Origin of the sequence: Bradyrhizobium sp. STM 3557 (assembly GCF_045571465.1) — a bacterium.
In the GTDB taxonomy this organism is placed as follows: domain Bacteria; phylum Pseudomonadota; class Alphaproteobacteria; order Rhizobiales; family Xanthobacteraceae; genus Bradyrhizobium.
On sequence record NZ_CP120697.1, the window covers coordinates 1,295,323 to 1,317,030 of the forward strand.

Sequence of the window (21,708 nt, forward strand, 5' to 3'; positions counted from 1 at the left end):
TATCTGCGATCAGCTGCATCCAGGAGGATGGTCATACGCTCATCGGTCCGTGGACCGATCCGGTTCGATGCGGGCGCCATTGAGTGGAATGTCATGTGGGAGCACTGACGATGGAATTGAGCCGTCGCGGTTTCATAAAACTGACCGGGGCAGGTCTCGCGGCCTCCAGTCTCGGCGCGTTGGGATTCGGCTACACCGGCGAGGCGTTGGCCGCTGCGGTGCGGCCGTTCAAGCTGTCGGCGACCACGGAAACGCGCAACACCTGCACCTATTGCTCGGTGGCCTGCGGTATCCTCATCTACAGCATGGGTGACCGCGCCAAGAATGCGCGCTCTGACATTATCCATATCGAGGGCGACCCGGATCATCCCGTCAATCGTGGCACGCTGTGCCCGAAGGGCGCAGCCCTTTTGGATGTGGTCCATGCGCCGACGCGGCTGAAGGCGCCGCGCTATCGTGAGCCCGGCAGCAACACGTTCAAGGATGTGAGCTGGGATTTTGCGATCGACCGGATCGCGCGGCTGATGAAGGACGAGCGCGACAAGAACTTCATCGCCAAGAACAACGACGGCACGACCGTCAACCGCTGGACCAGTGTCGGCATGCTGGCGGCATCGGCATCCTCGTCCGAGACCGCCTACCTGACCTGGAAGGTGGCGCGCTCGCTCGGCATGGTAGTGTTCGACAACCAGGCGCGTGTCTGACACGGACCGACGGTGGCCAGTTTGGCCCCATCATTCGGTCGCGGTGCGATGACCAACACCTGGCAGGACATAAAGAATGCCAATGTTGTGATCGTGATGGGCGGCAATGCCGCCGAAGCGCATCCGTGCGGCTTTAAATGGGTGATCGAGGCGAAGATCGAGAACGGCGCCAAGCTCATCGTCGTCGATCCGCGCTTCACACGAACGGCGTCGGTTGCGGACATGTATGCGCCGATCAGGCCCGGCACTGACATCGCCTTCCTTAACGGGCTCATCCACTATTTGCTGGAAAAGCACGCTATCCAGCACGACTATGTCCGGCACTATACCAACGCCGGTCTGATCGTGAAGGAGGGCTTCAGCTTCAGCGGGGGGCTGTTCAGCGGCTACAAGGAGGAGAACCGGACCTACGATCGTTCGAGCTGGGACTACGAGCTCGACGACGATGGCTTTGCCAAGCTGGACGAGACCTTGCAGCACCCGCGTTGCGTGATGAGTCTGCTGCGCCAACATGTCGATCGCTACAAGATCGATATGGTGTCGCGCATTTGTGGCACCCCGCAGGACAAGATCCTGCAGGTCTATGAGCTGATCGCCAGCACATCGGCGCCAGACAAGGCCATGACCAGCCTGTTCGCGCTCGGCTGGACGCAGCATTCGGTCGGGTCGCAGAACATCCGCGCGATGGCGATGGTCCAGCTCCTGCTCGGTAATATCGGTGTCGCCGGCGGCGGCATGAATGCGCTGCGTGGCCATTCCAACATCCAAGGGCTGACCGATGTCGGCCTGCTGTCCAACCAGATGCCCGGCTATATGAACCTGCCGGCCGACCACGAGACGACGTTCGACGAGTACATGTCGACGCGGCAGTTCAAGCCGCTGCGACCGGGTCAGATCAGCTATTGGCAGAACACTAAGAAGTTCTTCGTCAGCTTCCAGAAGGCCATGTTCGGCGAGGCTGCAACGGCCGAGAACGAGTGGGCCTATGACTGGCTGCCGAAGCTCGATGTGCCGCTCTACGACATCATCCGCGCCTTTGAGATGATGAACAACGGCGAGATCAACGGCTATATCTGCCAGGGCTTCAACCCGATGCAGGCCTTTCCGGATCGGGGCAAGATCCGTCGCGGCCTGAGCAAGCTGAAATTCCTGGTCACGATGGATCCGCTCGACACCGAGACGTCGCGGTTCTGGGAGGATTTTGGCCCGCAGAATCCGACCGATCCGTCGAAGATCCAGACCGAGGTGTTCCAGCTGCCGACCACCTGCTTTGCCGAGGAGAACGGCTCGCTGGTCAACTCGGCGCGCTGGTTGCAATGGCACTGGAAGGCCGCCGAGCCGCCGGGCGAGGCGAAGTCCGACATCTGGATCATGAGCGCGATCTTCCACAAGATGCGCGAGCTCTATCGCAAGGAAGGCGGCGCCTTCCCCGATCCGCTGCTCAATGTGACCTGGGACTACACCGATCCGACCGACCCGGAGCCGGAAGAGCTCGCGAAAGACATGAACGGCCGCGCGCTGGTCGATCTCAAGGATGCAACCGGTACGGTGACCGTGCAGAGCGGCAAGCTGCTCGACGGCTTCGCGCAACTGCGCGACGACGGCACCACCGCGTCCGGCTGCTGGATCTTCTCAGGGAGCTTTACCGAGAAGGGCAACCAGATGGCGCGGCGCGATGCCACCGATCCGCGCGAGCAGGGTATTGCGCCGAACTGGGCCTGGGCGTGGCCCGCCAACCGGCGGATCCTCTACAACCGCGCCAGCGCCGATCTCGAGGGCAAGCCCTGGAATCGGAGCAAGCCGTTGATCGAATGGAACGGCAAGCAGTGGATCGGCATCGACGTACCGGACTACACGCCGACCACCAAGCCATCGGACGGCGTCGGTCCCTTCATCATGAACGCCGAGGGCCAGAGCCGGCTGTTCGCGCGCGACCAGATGGTGGATGGGCCGTTCCCCGAGCATTACGAGCCGCTGGAATCGCCGCTGCCCAACATCCTGCATCCGAAGGTGAGTTCCAATCCGGTCGCGCGGGTGTTCGACGGCGATCGCAGGGATTTCGGCACCTCGGCCGAATTCCCCTATGTCGGCACCACCTATCGCCTGACCGAGCATTTCCACTTCTGGACCAAGCACGCGCTGATCAACGCGATCCTGCAGCCGGAGGAGTTCGTCGAGATCGGCGAGGCGCTCGCGAAGGAGAAGGATATCGCGCAGGGGGGCTGGGTCCGTGTGTCCTCGAAGCGCGGTTTCGTCGTCTGCAAGGCCTATGTCACCAAGCGTATCAAGCCGCTGTTGGTCGACGGCAAGCCGACCCACGTGATCGGCATTCCCCTGCATTGGGGGTTCACCGGGCAGGCGCGCAAAGGTTACGGCGCCAACACGCTGACACCGTCGGTCGGCGACGCCAACACACAAACGCCGGAGTTCAAGGCGTTTCTGGTCAACGTCGAGAAGGCCATGGGACCATTGGTCTGAGGAAGCTGAGCGATGGCGGATTTGCAATCCCAGGACTACATCAGGCGGTCGGCGACGACGTTGACGCCGCCCGCCGCACGCAATCACGAGCAGGAGATCGCCAAGCTGATCGACGTAACCCGTTGTATCGGCTGCAAGGCCTGCCAGTCGGCCTGCATGGAGTGGAATAACCTGCGTCCGGAGATCGGACACTTTGAGGGCGCCTATGAGAACCCGATGGACCTCGGTCCGTCGGTGTGGACGCTCATGCGTTTCACCGAATATGAGAGCGATCAGGGTAATCTCGAATGGCTGATCCGCAAGGACGGCTGCATGCATTGCGAGGACCCTGGCTGCCTCAAGGCCTGTCCGGCGCCGGGCGCGATTGTGCAATATGCCAATGGCATTGTCGACTTTGTGAGCGATGCCTGCATCGGCTGCGGCTATTGCGTGAAGGGCTGCCCGTTCGATATTCCGCGCATCAGCCCTCAGGACCACAAGTCGTATAAGTGTACGCTGTGCTCGGATCGCGTCGGTGTCGGCCTCGAGCCGGCCTGCGTGAAGACCTGCCCGACTGGCGCAATCATGTTCGGAGCCAAGAGCGACATGAAGGATTGGGCCGGCGAGCGCGTTAAGGAGTTGAAGTCGCGCGGCTTCGAGAATGCCGGCCTTTACGATCCGCCGGGCGTCGGTGGCACCCACGTCATGTACGTGCTGCATCACGCCGACAAGCCGGAGATCTACAGTGGTCTGCCGGCGAATCCGCATGTCAGCAATTTTGTCGGCTTCTGGAAGGGCCTGATCAAGCCGGTGGCGCTGGCGGGCATCGCCTTCACCGCGATCGCCGGCTTCGTGCATTGGATCATGGCCGGACCGAATGAGGTCGAGGCAAAGGACGAAGCCGAGGCCGAACGGCTGCTGAGCGCGGGAGAGGGGCTGAAATGACCTATCCTCCGGGCACCATCATTCGCTACTCGACCGCGAGCCGGATCAATCACTGGATCACCGGTATCTGCTTCACGCTGCTCGTGCTGTCGGGTCTGTCGATGTTCCATCCATTCCTGTTCTGGTTGTCGAACCTGTTCGGCGGCGGGCAATGGACGCGCGCGGCGCATCCTTGGATCGGCTGCGTGCTGTTCGCAAGCTACATGGGCATGATCGTGCAGTTCTGGCGCGACGAGTTACCGTCACGGGATGACATCGCGTGGCTGCGTGCGATCAACCGTGTCCTCGTCAACAACGAGGAGGGCGTGCCCGAGGTGCCGCGCTTCAATGCCGGCCAGAAATTTGTGTTCTGGGCGATGGCGCTGCTGGTGCCCGTGCTGTTCTTCACCGGGCTCGTGATCTGGGAATATTACTTCTCAGGCTACACGACCATCGAGCAGCAGCGGATTGCGCTTCTGGTCCATAGCCTTGCGGCGATCGGTGCGATCATCGTCTGGATCACCCATGTCTATGCCGGCCTGTGGATCAGGGGGTCGATGCGGGCGATGATGCATGGCTGGGTGACGCCCGGCTGGGCCTATCGCCATCATCGCAAATGGCTGCGGCGGCTAGTCGAGACCGGCTCGCGCGGGCCGCTGCCCCGGCGGCAATGAATAGGTGGCGATGAAGGGATGATGCGTTGAGACAGGGTGAGGTCGCGGCGAAAGGCAAATGGGATGGTCCGCTCGGCGGCGTCAAGGCGCCGGAGCCGATCCTTCTGCCCGACCCGTTGAGGCGCTTTGGCGCAACGGCGGAGCGACTGGATATCTTGGCCGCGGGCCATCCGATGGAAGATTGGCTGCGCTTCATGGGACGGCTCGCGCGCGCCCAGCACGTCGCTACAACGAGTGGCCCTGCTCCGGATGCGCTGCCTCAGTCTGCCATCGCGCAAGCGGTGGCGGCAGGCCTGCCGCCGCTCGCCGCGGACGGCCATCGCAGGTCCGCTTCATGGCACTCGGCTTTTGTCATTCTGCACGACCATCTTGACACGCCTGAGGTGCCTGCGCCGGCGCGCGAGGCCATAGCGGCGTTGCATGTGAACGATGCGTCGGCCCGGGAGCAGCTGGCCGACGCCTTCTTGCATGGGCGTGTCGTGGCTTCTGATGCCGCATCCGCGCTGTACGTCGCGGCCGCTTTGCAGGTCTATTTTGTCCGGATGGCAGCGCGCCTCCCGCAGCCATCGCTGCAGCTTTTGCCGCAGCGCGGACTATGTCCGGCCTGCGGCTCGACGCCGAGCGCAGGCTTTGTCACAGCTTCGGGCGCGACGCCTGGCACACGCTATTTGCACTGCTCGTTATGCGCCACCGCGTGGAACCACGTGCGCGCGGTCTGCATCACCTGCGGCGATTCCAAATCGGTCACGCTGGAGGGCGTCGAAGGCGACAACGGGGTGGTGAAGGCGGAAACCTGCAAGGCGTGCCATACCTATTCAAAAATGATCTACCAGAAGCAGGACATGAAGGCCGATCCGTTCGCCGATGATCTGGCCTCGCTCGGCCTCGACATGCTGATTGCTGAGGCCGGCTGGTCGCGCCATGCGCCGCATCCCCTGCTGCTGGTGGGGTGACGTTTCATTTCCGCACTTGTGAGCGGCGCGCGCGCAGCCTACTTCGGATGAGGCGACTATCGTCGCCATCGCGCATCAGGCCGGGAGTTTCAGATGTTGAGCCCCATTGTCCGATTGACCGACCTCGCCCACGGCGGAGGTTGTGGCTGCAAGCTCGCGCCGTCGGTGCTGCAGAAGCTGCTGGCCGACCAGCCGAAGGCCGCGCCGTTCGCGCAGCTCCTGGTCGGCACCGAGACCGGCGACGATGCTGCAGTCTGGCAGATCGACGACGAGACCTGTGTGATCGCCACCACTGATTTCTTCATGCCCGTGGTCGACGACCCCCGTGATTTCGGCCGCATCGCCGCAACCAACGCGATCTCCGACATCTACGCGATGGGCGGCCGGCCGATCATGGCCCTTGCCATTCTCGGCATGCCGCTTGGCAAGCTGCCGATCGAGACCGTCCGCGCGATCCTTGCCGGCGGCGCCTCGATCTGCGCCGAGGCCGGCATTCCGGTCGCCGGCGGCCATTCGATCGATTCCGTTGAGCCGATCTATGGGTTGGCCGTGATCGGCCTCTGCCGCCCGGAGAACGTGCGCAAGAATTCCGGTGCGCAGCCAGGCGATGTGCTGATCTTGACCAAGGGCCTCGGCGTCGGCGTCTATTCGGCGGCGTTCAAGAAGCAGGCACTGCCTGACGGAGCCTACGACGAGATGATCGCCTCGACGACGCTTCTGAATAAAATCGGACAAGTGCTCGGCGGCGACACAGACGTGCATGGCATCACCGACGTCACCGGCTTCGGCCTGCTCGGCCACGGGCTGGAGCTTGCACGCGGCGCCCGCATGCGCCTCACCATCGCCTGGGACAAGATTCCGCTACTTGCTGACGCAGAGCGGCTGGTGAAAGCGGGCTACATCACCGGCGCCTCAGGGCGCAACTGGGCGAGTTATGGAGAGCAGGTGGTGCTGCCGCCGTTGCTCCAAGATTGGCAGCGCGCGTTGCTCACTGACCCGCAGACCTCCGGCGGCTTGCTGATCGCGTGTGCGCCGGATCGCGCCCAGGCGCTTCGTGCGTCCATCAAGGGTGCGGGCTATCCGCGCGCAAGCATCATCGGTTCAGTTGCGGAAGGTGCTCCGGCGGTCGAGATCATTTAGGGGGCAGAGCAAGGCGGAAGAGGGTGGGAGTCGAACCCACCAAAGACAGGCTCGCTGCCTCACCCGGATTTGAAGTCCGGACATCCCACCGGGGACGATCCTCTTCCATTCCTAGCACTGGACGATTGCACCAAGGGGCCGAACAAGTCCACCCGGTGTTTGTTGACGCGGCGGATGTCGTCGCGATTGAGCGTCACACCGTGACGATCGAAGAAATCGAGGATCTGGATCGCGACCTTGCGTCCGTTTTCGACGCGGTCGCGAAACTGCGCAGCGGTGAAGCTGCCATCATGCGCCGCGGCCGACAGGTCCGCTACGATGCCGACCATCTCATGCACCGTATCGCGCAGGAAGAAATGGTCGTGCGCGACCTCATCGACGCGGCCCATGCGTCCGGCAAGCTTCAACAGTCGGCGCACGTCGCGCTCCGGCCGCCCCGTCTCGTTCGCGATATCGCGCACGCGCGGCGGACGGAAACGCGTCTCGCCGGCAAGCAGTGGCGCGATCGCATCCCATGCCTCCTCGTCCTTGGCCAACATGCGTACGCTGTGCGAGGCGAGGCGAACGAAGGCGCCGTCCGGTACGATTTCTCGATCCGCGGCCATGCGCGCCAGTGCCACGGTGAAAACCGGCACCGTCAGGCGCGGCTTTGATGACAGACGCAGCAGCTCGCGGCCGATGCCCTGTCGATCCGGATTTTCGGCATGGAACGTTGTAAGTTGCGCGATGATATCGCTCACGAGCTGTCGCCAATATGTGATCGTAAGCACGACTCGCGTCGCGCCGGTAGAGAGGGCAACCAGCTGCAATTCTCTGATCAGGCTGTTCTCGTCGCTTTCCGGCCGCGCGCGGTCCCTCAGGAATGCAGTGATGTCCCAGGCGAACGGCGACGTCTGTAGCAGCGCTGCGAGCGCCTCGGTATGATCGGCAATCGCCAGCGCCGCCCGCTGCGCCTGTCGCTCGGGCGTGCGGCGGCGCCGTTGCGGCGGACGCAGGTCGATGAAGCTGCCGCCGCCGATTGTGCGATGCGCGGAGGCATCACGGATCACGAAGCGGTCGGGCACTGCTGTCGCGATCGAATGGTCCAGCACGAGCTGCACATCGGCCTCTTCGCCCGGCGCCAGCGGCTTGTCATCGAGCAGGACGACATGCGCGCCGACCTCGGCCGCGGCATGATGCAGCCGGACCGGCTGCCATTGCCGGATGGACTTGGCCTCGCTTGACAGCAAGCGCAGCCGCGCATCGATCCGGTCGGTCGGCGCATGCAGGCTAGGGGTGAGCACGACATTGCCGCGCTGAATGGCGTCCTTCGTAATTCCATCGCCGGCGAGGTTGAGTGCGCAGCGGTCGCCGGCCCGCGCGCGTTGTGCGGGGCGGTTCTGCACATGCATCGAACGTACCCGCGCCTTCAGCCCGGATGGGCTGACGACGACTTGATCGTCTATCGTGACCGAACCCGATAGCACTGTGCCAGTCACCACGACCCCGACGCCGGTCAGCGTGAAGCAGCGATCGACCGCAAGCCGAAACCGGCTGTCGGCGGCATGGCGCGTCGCTACGCGTGCCGCTGCAACTAGGCGCGCGCGGAACGCATCGATGCCTTCGCCGCTGACAGTGGAGACCGGGAGGATCTCGGCGTCCGCCAGCGTCGTGCCCGCCAGCACATCGCGAATCTGCCGCGAAATCTCCACGAGCCGCTCTGCTGATGCAAGGTCCGCTTTGCTCAACGCGACGATGCCATTGCTGATGCCGAGCAGGTCGATGATGGCGAGGTGCTCGCGCGTCTGCGGCATCACGCCGTCATCGGCAGCAATGACCAGCAGTGCATAGTCGATGCCGCCGGCTCCGGCCAGCATCGTGTGCACGAGGCGCTCATGGCCGGGCACGTCGATGAAGCCGAGGATGTCGCCACTTTCGATCGGCAAATAAGCGAAGCCGAGATCGATGGTGATGCCGCGTGCCTTCTCTTCCTTGAGGCGATCGGCATCGACGCCAGTCAACGCTTTGACCAGCGCGGTCTTGCCGTGGTCGATATGGCCCGATGTGCCGATAATCATCGAGATGTTTCCGATCGAGGCACGGTTAGGACGCCCTAGGCAGGTGCAGCGCAGAGAGCGTGGCGACGAACTCTGCCTCGTCGTCCAGGCAGCGCAGATCGAGCAGCAGGCCGTTATCGACGATCCGTCCGATCACCGGTCGCGGCAGCGCGCGCAGTGCGGCCGCAAGCCGGTCCAGCGCGGCTCCACCTTGTGCGCGTACGATCAAGCCTGCGCTCGGCATGGTGTCCAGCGGCAGCGCCCCGGAGCCGACCTGGCTATCGCAATCCGTCAGCTCAACCACATAGCTGCCGCCGAGCACGCCGGCCAGCACCTGCAGCATACGCGCGGCCTGCGCCGCAATGTCAGCGTGTGCCCGCGCCAACCATCGCGCGGTCGGCAGCCGCTCCACCAGACGGTCCGGGTCGCGATAGAGCTTCAGCGTCGCCTCGATCGCCGCCAGTCTTATTTTGTCGACGCGTAGCGCGCGCTTCATCGGATTGCGGTTGATCTCCGTAAGCCACGCCTTGTGGCCGACGATGAAGCCGGCCTGCGGGCCGCCGAGCAGCTTGTCTCCGGAGAAGGTGACGAGACCGGCGCCGTCGGCGACCGTCTCGCGCACCGTCGGCTCCTTCTTCAGGCCGTAGTGGGACAGGTCGATCAGCGTGCCGGAGCCGAGGTCGTGCAATAGCGGCACGCTCGCCTCCCGCGCGATTGCAGCGAGCTCCTTCGCGTCGACCTCAGCGGTAAAGCCCTGGATACGATAGTTCGAGGTGTGAACCTTCAGCATCACGCCGGTGCGCTCATTCAGCGCCGCGCGATAATCCTTAGGGTGGGTGCGGTTGGTGGTGCCGACCTCGATCATCACGGCGCCTGCGCGCGCCATGATGTCGGGCATGCGGAACGCGCCGCCGATCTCGATCAGCTCGCCGCGCGAGACAATCGCCTCGCGGCCGTCGGCAAGCGTATTGAGGCAGAGCAGCACCGCGGCGGCGTTGTTGTTGACGATGGTGGCATCCTCCGCGCCCGTCAGCTCGCACAGCAGGTCGCGGACATGATCGTCGCGCTCGCCGCGCTTGCCCGTGGCAAGATCGAACTCCAGTGCGACCGCATCGCGCATCGCGGCCGTGGCGGCCTCGATCGCCGCCTGCGCCAGCACTGCGCGACCAAGATTGGTATGCAGGACGATACCGGTCAGGTTGAAGGCCGGACGCAGCGACGAGCGATCCTTGAGCGCGAGCAGGCGGGACGCGCTTGCCACGAGTTTGTCGGTGGACGGCGGGTTGCTGTCGCCGCGCCTAATCGCCGCACGCGCCTCCTCGAGAACGGCGCGCAGCGCCTCGGTCGCCGCTCGGAGGCCAAAGAGCTCGATGAGCGGCGCCGTTTCGGCGGCGCCGAGCAGGGCGCTTACCGAGGGAAGATCGCGAAAAGAAGGTAGGTCCGGCATTCTCACAACCGTTTGATGGTCTCCGTCGATGATATCAGGAGCTTTGCACCAGAAACCAATCTCCTGCCGCAAAATCTCTCCCGCGCCGCAAGTCGGTTGCGCGGGCCGATCTGCTGCTAGGCTGGGTCCGCCCATGATCCCGGCGCGCGGGTCACGCACGTACGGCAGCAGCAGCTTTCCCGTGCTGGCGCGGCGCTCCATGTCGGGATGCGCGCGCGTACGTCAGTGGATAGGTGGCGCCGATCGTCACCTTGAGGGCACCCGCGCGCAATCCAGTCGAACAGTTGAGCGCTGCGGCACGCCCGAGCAACTCTTGGAGTGTGATGTGGTCGAAGAGTGCCCCATATCCGGTCTTGATGCTCATCGGCAGGTCCATGATGTCGATCGGGCTCGGACCGCCCAACAGTACGTGCCACCCCGCCGCGGCGACGCCAGCGAGCTGCGGAAGGTCGCAGGCCCAGATCTGCCATAGACACGTGAACGCCCCTCGCCACCGGTCGGGTGGAGAACCCCGTCCTGCGAAGGGTCCTTCGGCATCGACCATGACATGGTCGGCGCCCGTGACTTGCGCAATTAGCACCTTGCTCCCGATCCACACGCGTCTGATCACATGGCTGCTGCTGGTCACGCACTCGGCCTTCATGTGCAGGGCGACAACGCCGGCCGAGTGCGCGACGTAAGGCACGAAAGGGCGCGTTAGACCCACGACCCCCTCCGTTCCGTGGCCTATCTGCGATGGCGCGCCGCCGGCCGTCGTTGCGAGATACATCGTCAGCGTGAGCCACCGGCAAATTCCCATTCTGCTCAGCTCACTTTCTCGTGCGCATCATGTGTCTAGGAGTACCATGCAAAATATCGTTGGACTGCTGGCGTTGATCGTCATGGCCGCATTATTGGCGTGGTCCGCTTTCCGCACTTGGCGCGCCAAAAACCACATCGTCAAATGGGGCGGCACAGGTTTTTTGGCGCTGCTGTCCGTTCCGGTGTTGTCCGCCGGAGCGCTCATGTCGTTGGGGATGGTCAAGCAGCACAGCCGCTCAGCCCCCATCCCGGACATCGCGGTTGCGGCTACACCGGAACTCGTTGCGCGTGGCAAGGATATCGCCGACGGTCTTTGTGGCGCCTGCCATTCACACACCGGTACGCTTACCGGCGGCTACGATCTCGCTGTGGAGCTCCAGTTTCCAATTGGATCCTTCGTGGCCGCAAATCTTACTCCGGCTGGGCCCTTGAAGCACTGGTCCGATGGCGAGATCTTCCGCGCCATTCGTAACGGCATTGATGCAGAGGGCCGGTGGCTGACAATGATGTCCTACATCAGGGCCGGCCGGCTCACCGATGACGATATCAAGGCCGTGATCGCGTATATCCGTAGCCTGCCCGCAGCAGGAGATCCGACGCCGGATCCGCCCGATCACATGAATATGCTCGGCCTAGCCATGCTCGGTGCCGGCATGCTGCCAAGTGGCAAGCCGATCATCACCGGCCATGTCTCAGGGCCGCCGAAAGGACCGACCTATCAGTTCGGCGAGTACATCCTGTCGTACCAGGACTGCCGTGAGTGCCACGGTGAGAAACTGACCGGAGGCGTGCCTGGGCAGTTGGCACCGCTCGGACCCGACCTGAACTTGGTCAAGGACTGGACGCTGGCCGGCTTCGTCGCAGCCATGCGCACCGGCATCGACCCCAACGGTTATCAAATCAGCGAACAGATGCCGTGGCGCTCAGTCGGGAAAATGGATGATGACGAGCTGGCTGCGATCTATCAGTACCTGACGCATATGCCCACCCCCTAATTCCGGTTGTATTCTCGAGCATCAGCACACTGGAGCACGCCGACGGATTCGTCAGCGCGGCCGCGGAGCCCGGCACATTGGTAAGCACCGTGCTCCCAGCGCCGTGAGGCGCTGGCAGTTTCGATTTGCGCGCGGGACCCGCCCGAGCCATGGTGCCTCCACAAGACGGGCCATTTCTTCTCCCCTGAGGTTGGAACGATAGCCCGACATCTGCTCAATTTGGGCGCGGACCGATTTGGCCTTCTTCACCTGAATCCCGTTGGCGGGCCAAAGTCCGCTTGCGCCTTGGATGCCAATCGCGTTTGTGATCATACTCATCCCGCGTTTCTCCAGGATTTGATTGCTTGAGCCGTTGAAAGAGTCGGATTGAGAGCCTCTTTTAGGAACTCCAAATCACTCTTAAAAGGATCTAGGCGCTGATGCGGAGTGCCCACCTTCTCGAGACGCCCGAGTTGAACTACGAACAGTGGCGGGATCTTTTGCGCCCGAATTTCGGGCTGTACACGATAGATAACCCTAAAGCCTTTGCCGGCAGGGTTCGCTCCCGGCACATCTTCGGACTTAATGTGTCGGAAATCAGGAATAATAAATGTCGTTGCGAACGGACGCAAAGGGATATTCGCATTGACGGTGTTGATCACTGCCTTGCTGTATTTCAGGTCGCTGGACGATCAACGATCATTCAAAATGATCAGGCCGTAGCACTGGGCGTGGGAGATGTCGCTTTCATAGAATGTGCCCGTCCAGCGACGTATCTTAATGATGGCCACGAACAGTGGATTGTCCTGCAGTTGCCTCGCCAGCATCTGATCTCCACACTTGGGTTCGAGCCACGCGGCGGCCTCAGTGGCCGCTCTAGAACGCGTGCATCACGCCTGCTGTTCCAACTCGTTCTGGATGCTGTCGAAGACGAGGAACCGGTACCTATATTGGCTGGCAACTATATGCAGCTGGCGGTTTATGATCTGCTCGGAGCACTATTCGCACCAGCGGACCCAGCAGTAGGCTCTCTTCAGTCAGACCGGCTGTTCAATCGCATCTGCGATATCATCAAGGATCGGTTTCCAGACCCAGATTTCGGTCCGCAAGAGATTGCTGCCGAGGCCGGCATCTCGCTACGTTATCTTCAAAAACTGTTCACGAATCGCGGTTGTACCTGCAGCGGCGTCATTCAATCACTACGCCTGGATCAAGCTGCGCGCAACATCGAACGCCGTGCGTCGCTGAAGTCGGGTCAGCCTCTGAGCGCGATAGCTTACGCTTCCGGCTATCGCGATTACACGAGTTTTGCCCGAGCGTTCCGCCAACGGTTCGGTCACGCCCCCGGGGGGGCATGTCATGTGCGACGGCGGCCACCCAGTGCCTGACGCAAGGCCCGGAACGACGCGTCAGGTTCCGACGCCGCCCGCTGGGTGGATTATCTGCGATAAGACCGTTGAATTGTGGAGACAAACTGGCCCCTTATTGGTCGAAGCTTCGTACCGAACTTTGCGGCGCTGTCAGGGGGAAGAATGACCGGGCTCTTCGGAACGCGACAAGATCGCTGAGACTCGGGCTTGGAGATTACCAGCGAACGATCCGAAGCGATCGCTATCGGCCGTCCGGGGAGCGCCGAGCCCCAGCTCATCTTTCGATGCCCAAGGTAGATCCTGCTGCCGAAGCTGTCGCGATCGCTCGAATTGCGAATGCGCAAACGCAAGACGGCCGAGACCCGCGCCCGACCTTCCTTGAAATAGAGCATTTGCTCGCTTGAAATTCCACGAGAGATTTTCGGGAGCATCCGCCGCGAACGATTCCTGCGCGTCCTGGATCGCTGGAAGTCACCTCATATCCATTGCCGCAACGCATCGGCCGTGATTCGATTCGCGGCACTGGCCGCTAAGGACCAGTGCAAGCGGCCCGCACAGGTGCTGGACACACCTGCGCGAGCCTAACCCTCAACATGGAGCTCACCATGTCTCAGGCTGATTCTGCCTATACCACGAGTCGTTCGATCTTTCCTGCGGGACGGGCTGTTCGGCGGCGGCAGTTCGTCGCCGGCGGAGCCGCATTTCTCGCCCGGCTCATCACCCCCTCACGGGCCGGAAGCGTTAGTGTTTCGACCGCGCCCGACCCGATCCTCGATGCCATTGAGGGTCACCGCCGAGCCTTCGAGGAATTGGGGCACCTGCTCGCCGAACAGGATGCCGCCGAGCGCGAACTGCGGCGTGCGCCAACAAGCAGGCGGACCGAGCTGGAGATCAAGTTGGCTGGCCTCTGCGAGACCGAAGGAGCTCTCGGTCGTGCTGAGATGAAGGCATCGCATCGGCTCGCCACCACCGTGCCGGGAAGCCCGACAGGAGCAGCCGCGGCGCTACAGTACGTGCGCGCGTGCTACGAAATCGGCCAGTACCCCCTTTACGAGGAGGATGGCTACCGGCTCCTGCTGCTCTCGACTGAACGCGCGATTTGTGCGGCCGCTAGCCGCGCCGTTCCGCATCCGTGGTGTTGATTCTCAATATCGGTCGCGCCCCTTCCGACGAGTGGCATATGGAATCGAAGTCGTGGTCGAATTACCAAGGCCCACCCGATGAAAGCAGCCGGACCGATACCTCTGACTTACGACAACGGACCACATCTCGGATCCCTCAAGGACCGAAGAATTCACAGCACGTATAATGGTCTGCTTCGCTCCAGGAAGTCGATGCGTTCTATCGGAATGCGACAAATGTGAATTGACAGAACATTTGCGCCCCGATGCCTTCGTATGCTGCGACTTCTGGCCCGTTGGTGTTGAAGAGACCGCTGTCGATCAGCCCCGATCTTCTTGGCTGGTCGATAGCATCGGCCAACGGGCCGACTATCGGTCGCCAATCGGCAACGCAGTTGCCTATGATGCGCTGTGATGGCTTTGGGCTCTTCGAACGATGTTGCGCGAAGCACTGTGATGCCGTCTCTGGTCATCGATCCGTCTTAGGTAAACAATGGACCGGAGGCGAAAAGCACGCCACGAGTTTCCAGATCGAGCTGACAATTGAACTGTCGATCGGACTTTCGCGTTTTTCATGGAGCAGCCGAGGGCGGCACCAAGTTGGAAGAACGAGGTGCGCAGCGCTCGATCTCGCACGACGATCCAAACTCGCCAGCCCCGAATGCCGATTCTTGATCCGTTGCGGAGCCGCAATCGCCACAGTGCAAAATCCGACAGAAGGCATTTTGCTGTCCGCGCACCTTGGGCAGTTTGGGCAATTACCGCAACGATTAATCCGCAGACAATTAAAGGGCAAAATTTCATCTTGTCGCGTAAAAGATGGGCTGTTCGACGGCGCTTGAAAATGATGTCCGTTTTTACTCTAGATTTGGCAGAAACCGCAGCGTTCGTTGTGTTGCCGCGCGACGCTCGTTCGAATCTAATCGAACCAAATCCGCAGCACACCGCCAGCCCGGAGCTTCGCATATCGAGCAATCTAGCGTCGATCGCTGGCTCAAACGGTTGGGTTGAGAATACGCGCTTTTGAAAATGAAAAGACTTAAAGTAACTATTCTGACGGGCTTCCTTGGAGCAGGGAAAACAACCCTTCTCAATCAGCTCATTGGGAATTCGGAAGATGAGCGCATCGCGGTAATCATAAACGAATATGGAGAGGTGGGCATTGACGGTAAGCTCGTTCTCGAAACACAGGACGAGATTATCGAACTGAACAATGGATGCGTGTGCTGCACGGTCCGAACGGATCTGATCACCGCAATTCGTGGCTTGCTCGGATCCGGACGCGTTGTCGACCGAATCCTTGTCGAGACGTCAGGCCTCGCTGATCCTGCGCCGGTCATTCAATCCTTTATGCTCGATGAATTTCTATCGAGAGAACTCGAGCTCGATGCGATCGTCACCGTGGTTGATGCCAGGCACGTCACGCAGCAATTGAGCCAAGACGAGGCAAGGGAACAAATCAGCTTCGCCGACGTAATCCTTCTCAACAAGGTCGATCTTGAGCCAGAAAGCGTTCTCTACCAAAGGGAGTGCGGGCTGAGGGAGCTGAACCCGCTGGCCAAGATCATCAGGACACGTTCCTGCGTCGTCGAGCGCGCCGCAGTGCTCGACATTGGGGCGTTCGATCTGCGAAATATTGTGGCGATAGATCCTGACATCCTCGCCGATCACAGCCACGAGCACGACGACAGCATAGGCTGCATAGCAATACGCGAGAAGGGCTCGCTCGATCCGACTGCGCTCAACACATGGCTTAATCAACTCGTGCAGGCGACAGGCAAGGACCTGTTCCGCGTGAAGGGCGTCTTAAACTTCCAGGGCGAAGCACGGCGATATGTATTCCATGGCGTTCACATGACGCTTGAAGGAAGACCGGGACGGGCGTGGAAGCCAGCGGAGCTGCGCCTGAACGAAATCGTATTCATCGGCCGTAACCTGGACGAAAACGCCATCCGAAAGAGCTTCGCGTCGTGCCTAGTGGGGACACACGCGCGCACATCCTGACCCGCCATTTAACAACAAACGTGGAATCCACATGCCCTCTATCATTGCTGCCACAATCAGCCTGGGAGTGTTAGGCGCTGCAGACACGTACGTCACCGCGACGGTCCTTCCAATTCCGGTTTGGGTGACCTTCATAGCATGGGCATCGTTCTTTACCTGTGGAGGCGGTAGAAAGGGCCTGATCAAGTCCTTGGTATCGAACTGGACTGGTATCGTCATTGCCTCTATCGCGCTGCTGATCATTCAATTCGGTCCGACGCATCCCGCGTTCGCTGCCGTTCTTGTCGGTCTCGGCACCTCGGCCATGATCCTTATTTCTGCAGTGCCGCTGCTCAACTTCCCGCCGGCGATCGTTTTCGGCTTCGCCTCGCTCGTTGGCACGACGGCAGCGACAAACACGACCGTCACAATGAGTGGCATGAATCATCCGACGCTCGTCGCCATGGCCGCAATGTTGGTCGGTGGTTTGTTCGGTCTTGCCTCGCAATTTGGCACACAGTTGCTCTCGGCCAGAAAGCCTACGGCCGCCTAATCGACCAAAGTCTTTGGAGGAACGTTCGATGAAACTCCAGCACTACCTTGGCGGACTCGAGGGCCTCGGTCCGGTCAGCACAGAAACTCGCGTGTTCGTTGAGGCGTGGGAGACCCGGATCTTCGGCATTCACACCGCAATGATGGCGTTGTCACCGCAACTGCCCCTGCCGCAGACGCCCTCCACTTTTCACACTGTCTGGACCTGGGCGGACCTGCGCAAAGGCGCCGAATCGCTCAATCCTTTCGATTATTTCAAGTTCCGCTACTACGAGAAGTGGCTGGGCGGCATATCCGAGTATTTCATCGAAAAGGGCTACATCACCGCCGTCGAGCTCAATGCACTGACTGAGGCATACTATGAAGAGCCCGGTAAACCGCTGCCGAGTGGTGGCGATGACGCTATCGACAATCGGATCATTCAGTATCTCATCGAAGGCGACAGTCCGAGACGCGATATAGCCGTCACCTATAACTTCGCCGTAGGGGACAAGGTGGCGGTCAGGGATGTGCCGAGCGTCGACCATACACGCCTGCCCGGATTTCTCCGCTGTAAGACAGGCACGATCGAAACGGTCTACGAGGGCGCCTACACTTACCTGTGCGACACTGGCCCCGACGGGATCGGTGCCGCAATGGCTGTCTATTGCGTCCGCTTCGACCCGGCCGAGATCTGGCCCGGCAATGCCGAGCCAAACTTCAGCCTGTACGCCGATCTCTACGCTCATTATATCGGGGCGCCGACGGCCATTGTTATCGCCAACGCAGCATGACTGCCAACTGGAAGCATTGCTCATGGATGACCGTTTTAGATATCGCAAAGACCGGGAAGCCTACAGCGCCGCACGTGTGCGTGCGCTCGAAGCCCTGTTGATCCAGAAGGGCATCATCACTGACAAGACCGTCGACACAGTGCTCGAAGTCTTCGAGACCAAGATGGGACCGTTCAACGGCGCCAAGATTGTGGCGCGTGCCTGGGTCGACTCTGCATTCAAGCAGCGCCTCCTTGACAATACTCCGAAGGCGATCGCAGAGCTGAAACTGCCTAAGGGGATGGCCGGTGCAGAAGGCGAGCATATGCGGGCGGTGGCCAATGCTCCGGGCGTGCACAATCTGATCATCTGCACACTGTGTTCCTGCTATCCATGGCCAGTCCTTGGACTGCCGCCCTATTGGTACAAGGATCCGACCTTCCGCAGCCGTGCTGCGCGCGAGCCGCGAGCGGTACTGAAGGAGTTCGGCCTCGATATTGCGGAATCGGTCGAGGTGAACGTTTGGGATTCCAGCGCGCAGATCCGTTGGTTCGTCGTGCCGGAGCGCCCTGCCGGCACAGAGGAGCTTTCCGAAGCCGAACTCGAGACGTTGGTGACCCCCGAAGCCATGATGGGCGTCGCCATCGCGAAGGCTGTCTGAGGAGCGCCATCTGATGCTGACGCGCTTCGAGCATTTCGCCATCACGGAGATGATGGGGCAGCCCGACACGCCGCCACGTGCAAACGGATCGTTCTGCTTCAGCGAGCCTTGGGAGCGGATAGCGTTCGGAGTAGCCCTTGCTCTTGCGAAGCAGGGTTGTTTCGAATGGGATGACTTTCGCAACGAGCTGATTTGCGAGATCAAAGCCTGGGAGAACGCGCACTTCGATGATCGTTCATCCTGGAATTACTACGAGCGCTGGCTTGCGGCGCTGGAGAGGGCGGTTGTGAAGACCGGTCTTCTGGAGGCAAGCGAACTCAGGGCGGCACTGGATACCTGATGCCGAGAACTTCAGCACGGATCGCGCTCAGCGTGCGAACTTGAAAGACAGCGAAGATGTCAGTTGCCTATTCCATCCGCCCCTCTAAGGTGATCGCCAATGCTCCGGCGGCAGGGCTGATCCAGGCGGCTTTGGCAGCATTTCCCGATTTAGCGATCGTCGGCTTTGTAGGCTTCTCGTATCTTGAGGTCGTTCGCAACTCCGCACACGAGGCTCGCCACTCCAACGCTTTTCCTTGCCACTGAACGGGAGCTGGCGGTGTCGCTCTTCCGCTCGATCGTTTTCACCACGGTCCTGGCTGGTCTCATCGCCAGCATCGCCATCAGCTTCGTCCAATTCCTCAGCACAAGCCAACTTATCGTCAGGGCAGAGGTTTTTGAGCGTACGGGCGACCAGCGCGTTGCAGCGAGCCAAGATCGTAAGGCGACCGCTGCACACGCACATGATCATGAGGAGGAAGGATGGGCGGCCGCAGACGACGTTGAGCGATATGCGTTCACACTGGCGGTTAACGCCCTCACCGCCATCGGGGACGCGCTCGTGTTGACCGGGCTCATAGCCTGGCCCGGTAGTTCGGCGACATGGCGAGAGGGCCTCTTGTGGGGGCTCGCTGGTTTCGCCTGCGTAACGGTCGCTCCCCTGCCAAGGCTACCGCTGGAGTTGCCCGGCACAGCGGCCGCGCCTGTGGCAGACGGGCAGCTTTGGTGGATTGGTACCGTCGCCGCGACGGTCGTCGGGATTGGGCTCGTGGTCTTCATGCGGGCAGTATGGGCCGTAGCGCTCGCAGCTCTGCTGGTGGCTGGGCCACACCTGATTGGGGCCCCCCCTGCCACCGCAGGGAAGTCATGCCCTGGTGCCACTGACGCTCGAGCGCCAGTTCGTAGCTGCAGCGGTGTTGACCAGCTTTGCGTTTTGGCTTCTGCTTGGGGCGCTGAGCGGCGCAATCCTGCGTCGGTTCGAAGCCTGACGTGATGAACCGCGCAATATGGCGAGCGGACCTGGACGCCCTCCAGTTCGGTATGGAGCGCAGGAATATCTGTTTCGTCGACCGGCTAGCTTTCAGAACGCTTCTTGGACATCTGCCTGAGCCTGCCGAGTGTCTTGAGTGTTATCGCGCTAGCGCCGGGCGGTTCGTCGCTGCGGCTCGGTGTAGGCTCATGGCGGATCCTTCGATCGGTGCACGCAGCTTTCACCTAAACAGCCGCCAAATCCGGCGGAGCGCTAGCGAGAGAGGCGCGGTCCAACGACTTAACATGACGACCGCAACGTACCGAGGCTAAGAGGAATGAGAGCTATGCGAATTGTCATTCTCGCCCCGCCCGGCGTCCAGTCGCTCGACATCGTTGGCCCGGCCGAGGTGTTTTGGGAGGCGGCTCGCCGCCTCGGCGATCAGGGCATCTATAACATACAAATCATGTCAACTGGTGCGGGTTCGATCGGGGGGACGGGGCAACTCCGGTTCATGGCCGATCGAACCATCTTCGACTCTGATGAACCGATCGACACGTTACTAGTGGCTGGCGACCCATCTTTCCAGTACATCGATCCTGCTGTTATCGGCTGGTTGCAGCGCCGCGTGCCGACCGTGCGGCGCTATGGCTCCATTTGCACTGGGGTATTCCTCCTTGCAGCAGCTGGCTTGCTAAACGGCAGGCGTGTGACAACGCACTGGGAGTGCGCTGACAAGCTCAGGAGGGACTTCCCGGAGATTGAACTCGATGCTGACGCCATCTATCTGCGTGACGGACCCTTGATCACAGCCGCAGGTGTCACTGCTGGGATCGATCTAGCGCTGGCCCTTGTGGAGGAGGACCACGGGCGCGATATCGCGATGATTGTCGCGCGTTATATGGTGGTTTTTCTTAAGCGACCGGGTGGGCAGTCTCAATTCAGCGCTCACCTCGTTGGTCAAATGTCGGAGCGTACAGTAACGCAGAGAGCGCAAGCGTACATCCTTGCAAACCTGACCAGCCCGCTGTCAGTGGTGCGCATCGCTCGTGAGATAGGAATGAGTCCTCGTAATTTTGCGCGTGTGTTCCGTCGTGAATTCGGTATTACGCCTGCTGATTTCGTCGCTGCGGCGCGGGTTGACGCCGCACGCCGGCTTTTGGAAGACACGCCCCATCCACTTCAGAGGATAGCAAGCACCTGCGGTTTCAGCGACGTCAACAATATGCGCAGGACCTTCGCGAGGACGATCGGGGTGACGCCGAACGAATACAGGAGCCGATTTCAGCATTCGAGCCCAAGTCCGCATACGCCGATCAGTCCGACGCTCGATCAACAGTCCCTAACTGCCTAGAACTGTAGATCCAGTTTTCGAGAGGGCCTTAGCGAGGTGCCGTTCCACTGGCCGAAGTACAAATACCTTGGATGCCTGGGTCTCGTGCGAATTGCTCGATCGGCCGCCCCCGCTGAGAGGCGGCAACTTGAGAACCGATCGTTGTAGACATGCCGTTGGGCAGACGTCCATCCCGTATCCACTCCGATCTCACGGATGACGGCGCCAACGTCCGGTTCACCGTGCTCGATGATTGCGCGCTGAGATGCGACCAAGCACGCTCAGCTGAAGCCGCCCACCTGCGCGGGCAACCGGGTCTCTGGGTTTGATAAACGGGGCTGCTCAACTTTGCAGCTGACCAAAAGGCATTTGTCGCGGTCGCTGCCCCCTCACGGCAAAAATCGCATTCGCGACGGTAGCGCCAGCCATTGGTGCACCAAACTCGCCCATGCCCGAAGGAGCGGCACCGGTTTCATTGAGTTCCACCTGAATTTCAGATGTGCCGCCGATGCAGAGAGGCTCATAGTAATAGAGGCTG

General features: G+C 61.3%; 19 protein-coding genes, 1 tRNA gene and 1 pseudogene. 17 read left to right on the top strand and 4 right to left on the bottom strand.

Features of this window, described 5'->3' with window-relative positions; genetic code table 11:
- Positions 1-110: 110 nt before the first annotated feature.
- From fdnG to selD, 5 genes are all read left to right on the top strand, one after another.
- Positions 111-3,182 carry a formate dehydrogenase-N subunit alpha gene (gene fdnG, locus P6U24_RS05835; RefSeq protein ID WP_407158226.1) on the top strand — a complete coding sequence of 1,024 codons (3,072 nt, stop codon included), beginning with the start codon at positions 111-113 and terminating at the stop codon, positions 3,180-3,182.
- Positions 3,183-3,194: 12 nt separating this feature from the next.
- Positions 3,195-4,106 carry a formate dehydrogenase subunit beta gene (gene fdxH / locus P6U24_RS05840; RefSeq protein WP_407158227.1) on the top strand — a complete coding sequence of 304 codons (912 nt, stop codon included), beginning with the start codon at positions 3,195-3,197 and terminating at the stop codon, positions 4,104-4,106.
- Positions 4,103-4,759 (top strand): formate dehydrogenase subunit gamma, encoded by a 657-nt coding sequence (locus P6U24_RS05845; protein ID WP_407158228.1) that lies wholly within the window; start codon positions 4,103-4,105, stop codon positions 4,757-4,759. The genes fdxH and P6U24_RS05845 overlap by 4 nt, the downstream gene beginning before the upstream one ends.
- A gap of 116 nt (positions 4,760-4,875) precedes the next feature.
- On the top strand, positions 4,876-5,712 hold the full coding sequence (gene fdhE / locus P6U24_RS05850; protein ID WP_407158229.1) for a formate dehydrogenase accessory protein FdhE: 837 nt from the start codon (positions 4,876-4,878) through the stop codon (positions 5,710-5,712).
- A 93-nt stretch (positions 5,713-5,805) separates the two neighbouring features.
- Positions 5,806-6,852 carry a selenide, water dikinase SelD gene (selD, locus tag P6U24_RS05855; protein ID WP_407158230.1) on the top strand — a complete coding sequence of 349 codons (1,047 nt, stop codon included), beginning with the start codon at positions 5,806-5,808 and terminating at the stop codon, positions 6,850-6,852.
- A 14-nt stretch (positions 6,853-6,866) separates the two neighbouring features.
- On the opposite strand, the gene P6U24_RS05860 is transcribed toward selD, so the two are convergent.
- From P6U24_RS05860 to P6U24_RS05875, 4 genes are all read right to left on the bottom strand, one after another.
- A tRNA-Sec gene (locus P6U24_RS05860) sits at positions 6,867-6,959 on the bottom strand.
- Positions 6,912-8,909: a selenocysteine-specific translation elongation factor gene (gene selB, locus P6U24_RS05865; protein ID WP_407160795.1), complete on the bottom strand. Its 1,998-nt coding sequence runs from the start codon at positions 8,907-8,909 to the stop codon at positions 6,912-6,914. The genes P6U24_RS05860 and selB overlap by 48 nt, the downstream gene beginning before the upstream one ends.
- Positions 8,910-8,934: 25 nt before the next feature.
- Positions 8,935-10,335 carry an L-seryl-tRNA(Sec) selenium transferase gene (gene selA, locus P6U24_RS05870; RefSeq protein ID WP_407158231.1) on the bottom strand — a complete coding sequence of 467 codons (1,401 nt, stop codon included), beginning with the start codon at positions 10,333-10,335 and terminating at the stop codon, positions 8,935-8,937.
- A 151-nt stretch (positions 10,336-10,486) separates the two neighbouring features.
- Positions 10,487-10,699 carry a hypothetical protein gene (locus P6U24_RS05875; protein WP_407158232.1) on the bottom strand — a complete coding sequence of 71 codons (213 nt, stop codon included), beginning with the start codon at positions 10,697-10,699 and terminating at the stop codon, positions 10,487-10,489.
- 481 nt (positions 10,700-11,180) lie between these two features.
- Between P6U24_RS05875 and P6U24_RS05880 the strand changes: the two genes are divergently transcribed.
- From P6U24_RS05880 to P6U24_RS05935, 12 genes and pseudogenes are all read left to right on the top strand, one after another.
- The gene (locus P6U24_RS05880; RefSeq protein WP_407158233.1) at positions 11,181-12,131 is read left to right on the top strand and encodes a c-type cytochrome; all 951 of its coding nucleotides are present in this window, start codon (positions 11,181-11,183) and stop codon (positions 12,129-12,131) included.
- Positions 12,132-12,583: 452 nt separating this feature from the next.
- Positions 12,584-13,498 carry a helix-turn-helix domain-containing protein gene (locus tag P6U24_RS05885; protein ID WP_407158234.1) on the top strand — a complete coding sequence of 305 codons (915 nt, stop codon included), beginning with the start codon at positions 12,584-12,586 and terminating at the stop codon, positions 13,496-13,498.
- A 587-nt stretch (positions 13,499-14,085) separates the two neighbouring features.
- On the top strand, positions 14,086-14,622 hold the full coding sequence (locus tag P6U24_RS05890) for a hypothetical protein (protein WP_407158235.1): 537 nt from the start codon (positions 14,086-14,088) through the stop codon (positions 14,620-14,622).
- A gap of 640 nt (positions 14,623-15,262) precedes the next feature.
- Entirely contained in the window at positions 15,263-15,628 is a 366-nt protein-coding gene (locus P6U24_RS05895) for a hypothetical protein (protein WP_407158236.1), read from the top strand.
- A gap of 2 nt (positions 15,629-15,630) precedes the next feature.
- On the top strand, positions 15,631-16,605 hold the full coding sequence (locus P6U24_RS05900) for a CobW family GTP-binding protein (protein WP_407158237.1): 975 nt from the start codon (positions 15,631-15,633) through the stop codon (positions 16,603-16,605).
- A gap of 31 nt (positions 16,606-16,636) precedes the next feature.
- Positions 16,637-17,137, top strand: a complete 501-nt coding sequence (locus P6U24_RS05905; RefSeq protein WP_407158238.1) for a DUF1097 domain-containing protein — start codon at positions 16,637-16,639, stop codon at positions 17,135-17,137.
- A gap of 28 nt (positions 17,138-17,165) precedes the next feature.
- Positions 17,166-17,909, top strand: a complete 744-nt coding sequence (nthB, locus tag P6U24_RS05910; RefSeq protein WP_407158239.1) for a nitrile hydratase subunit beta — start codon at positions 17,166-17,168, stop codon at positions 17,907-17,909.
- A gap of 22 nt (positions 17,910-17,931) precedes the next feature.
- The gene (gene nthA / locus P6U24_RS05915; RefSeq protein WP_407160796.1) at positions 17,932-18,549 is read left to right on the top strand and encodes a nitrile hydratase subunit alpha; all 618 of its coding nucleotides are present in this window, start codon (positions 17,932-17,934) and stop codon (positions 18,547-18,549) included.
- 13 nt (positions 18,550-18,562) lie between these two features.
- Positions 18,563-18,889: a nitrile hydratase accessory protein gene (locus P6U24_RS05920; protein ID WP_407158240.1), complete on the top strand. Its 327-nt coding sequence runs from the start codon at positions 18,563-18,565 to the stop codon at positions 18,887-18,889.
- Between the two features lie 56 nt (positions 18,890-18,945).
- Entirely contained in the window at positions 18,946-19,134 is a 189-nt protein-coding gene (locus P6U24_RS05925) for a CbtB-domain containing protein (protein ID WP_407158241.1), read from the top strand.
- 13 nt (positions 19,135-19,147) lie between these two features.
- Positions 19,148-19,856: pseudogene (locus tag P6U24_RS05930) on the top strand (CbtA family protein).
- Between the two features lie 327 nt (positions 19,857-20,183).
- A complete protein-coding gene (locus tag P6U24_RS05935) occupies positions 20,184-21,191 on the top strand; it encodes a GlxA family transcriptional regulator (RefSeq protein ID WP_407158242.1) in 1,008 nt (335 codons plus the stop codon).
- Positions 21,192-21,708: the final 517 nt, after the last annotated feature.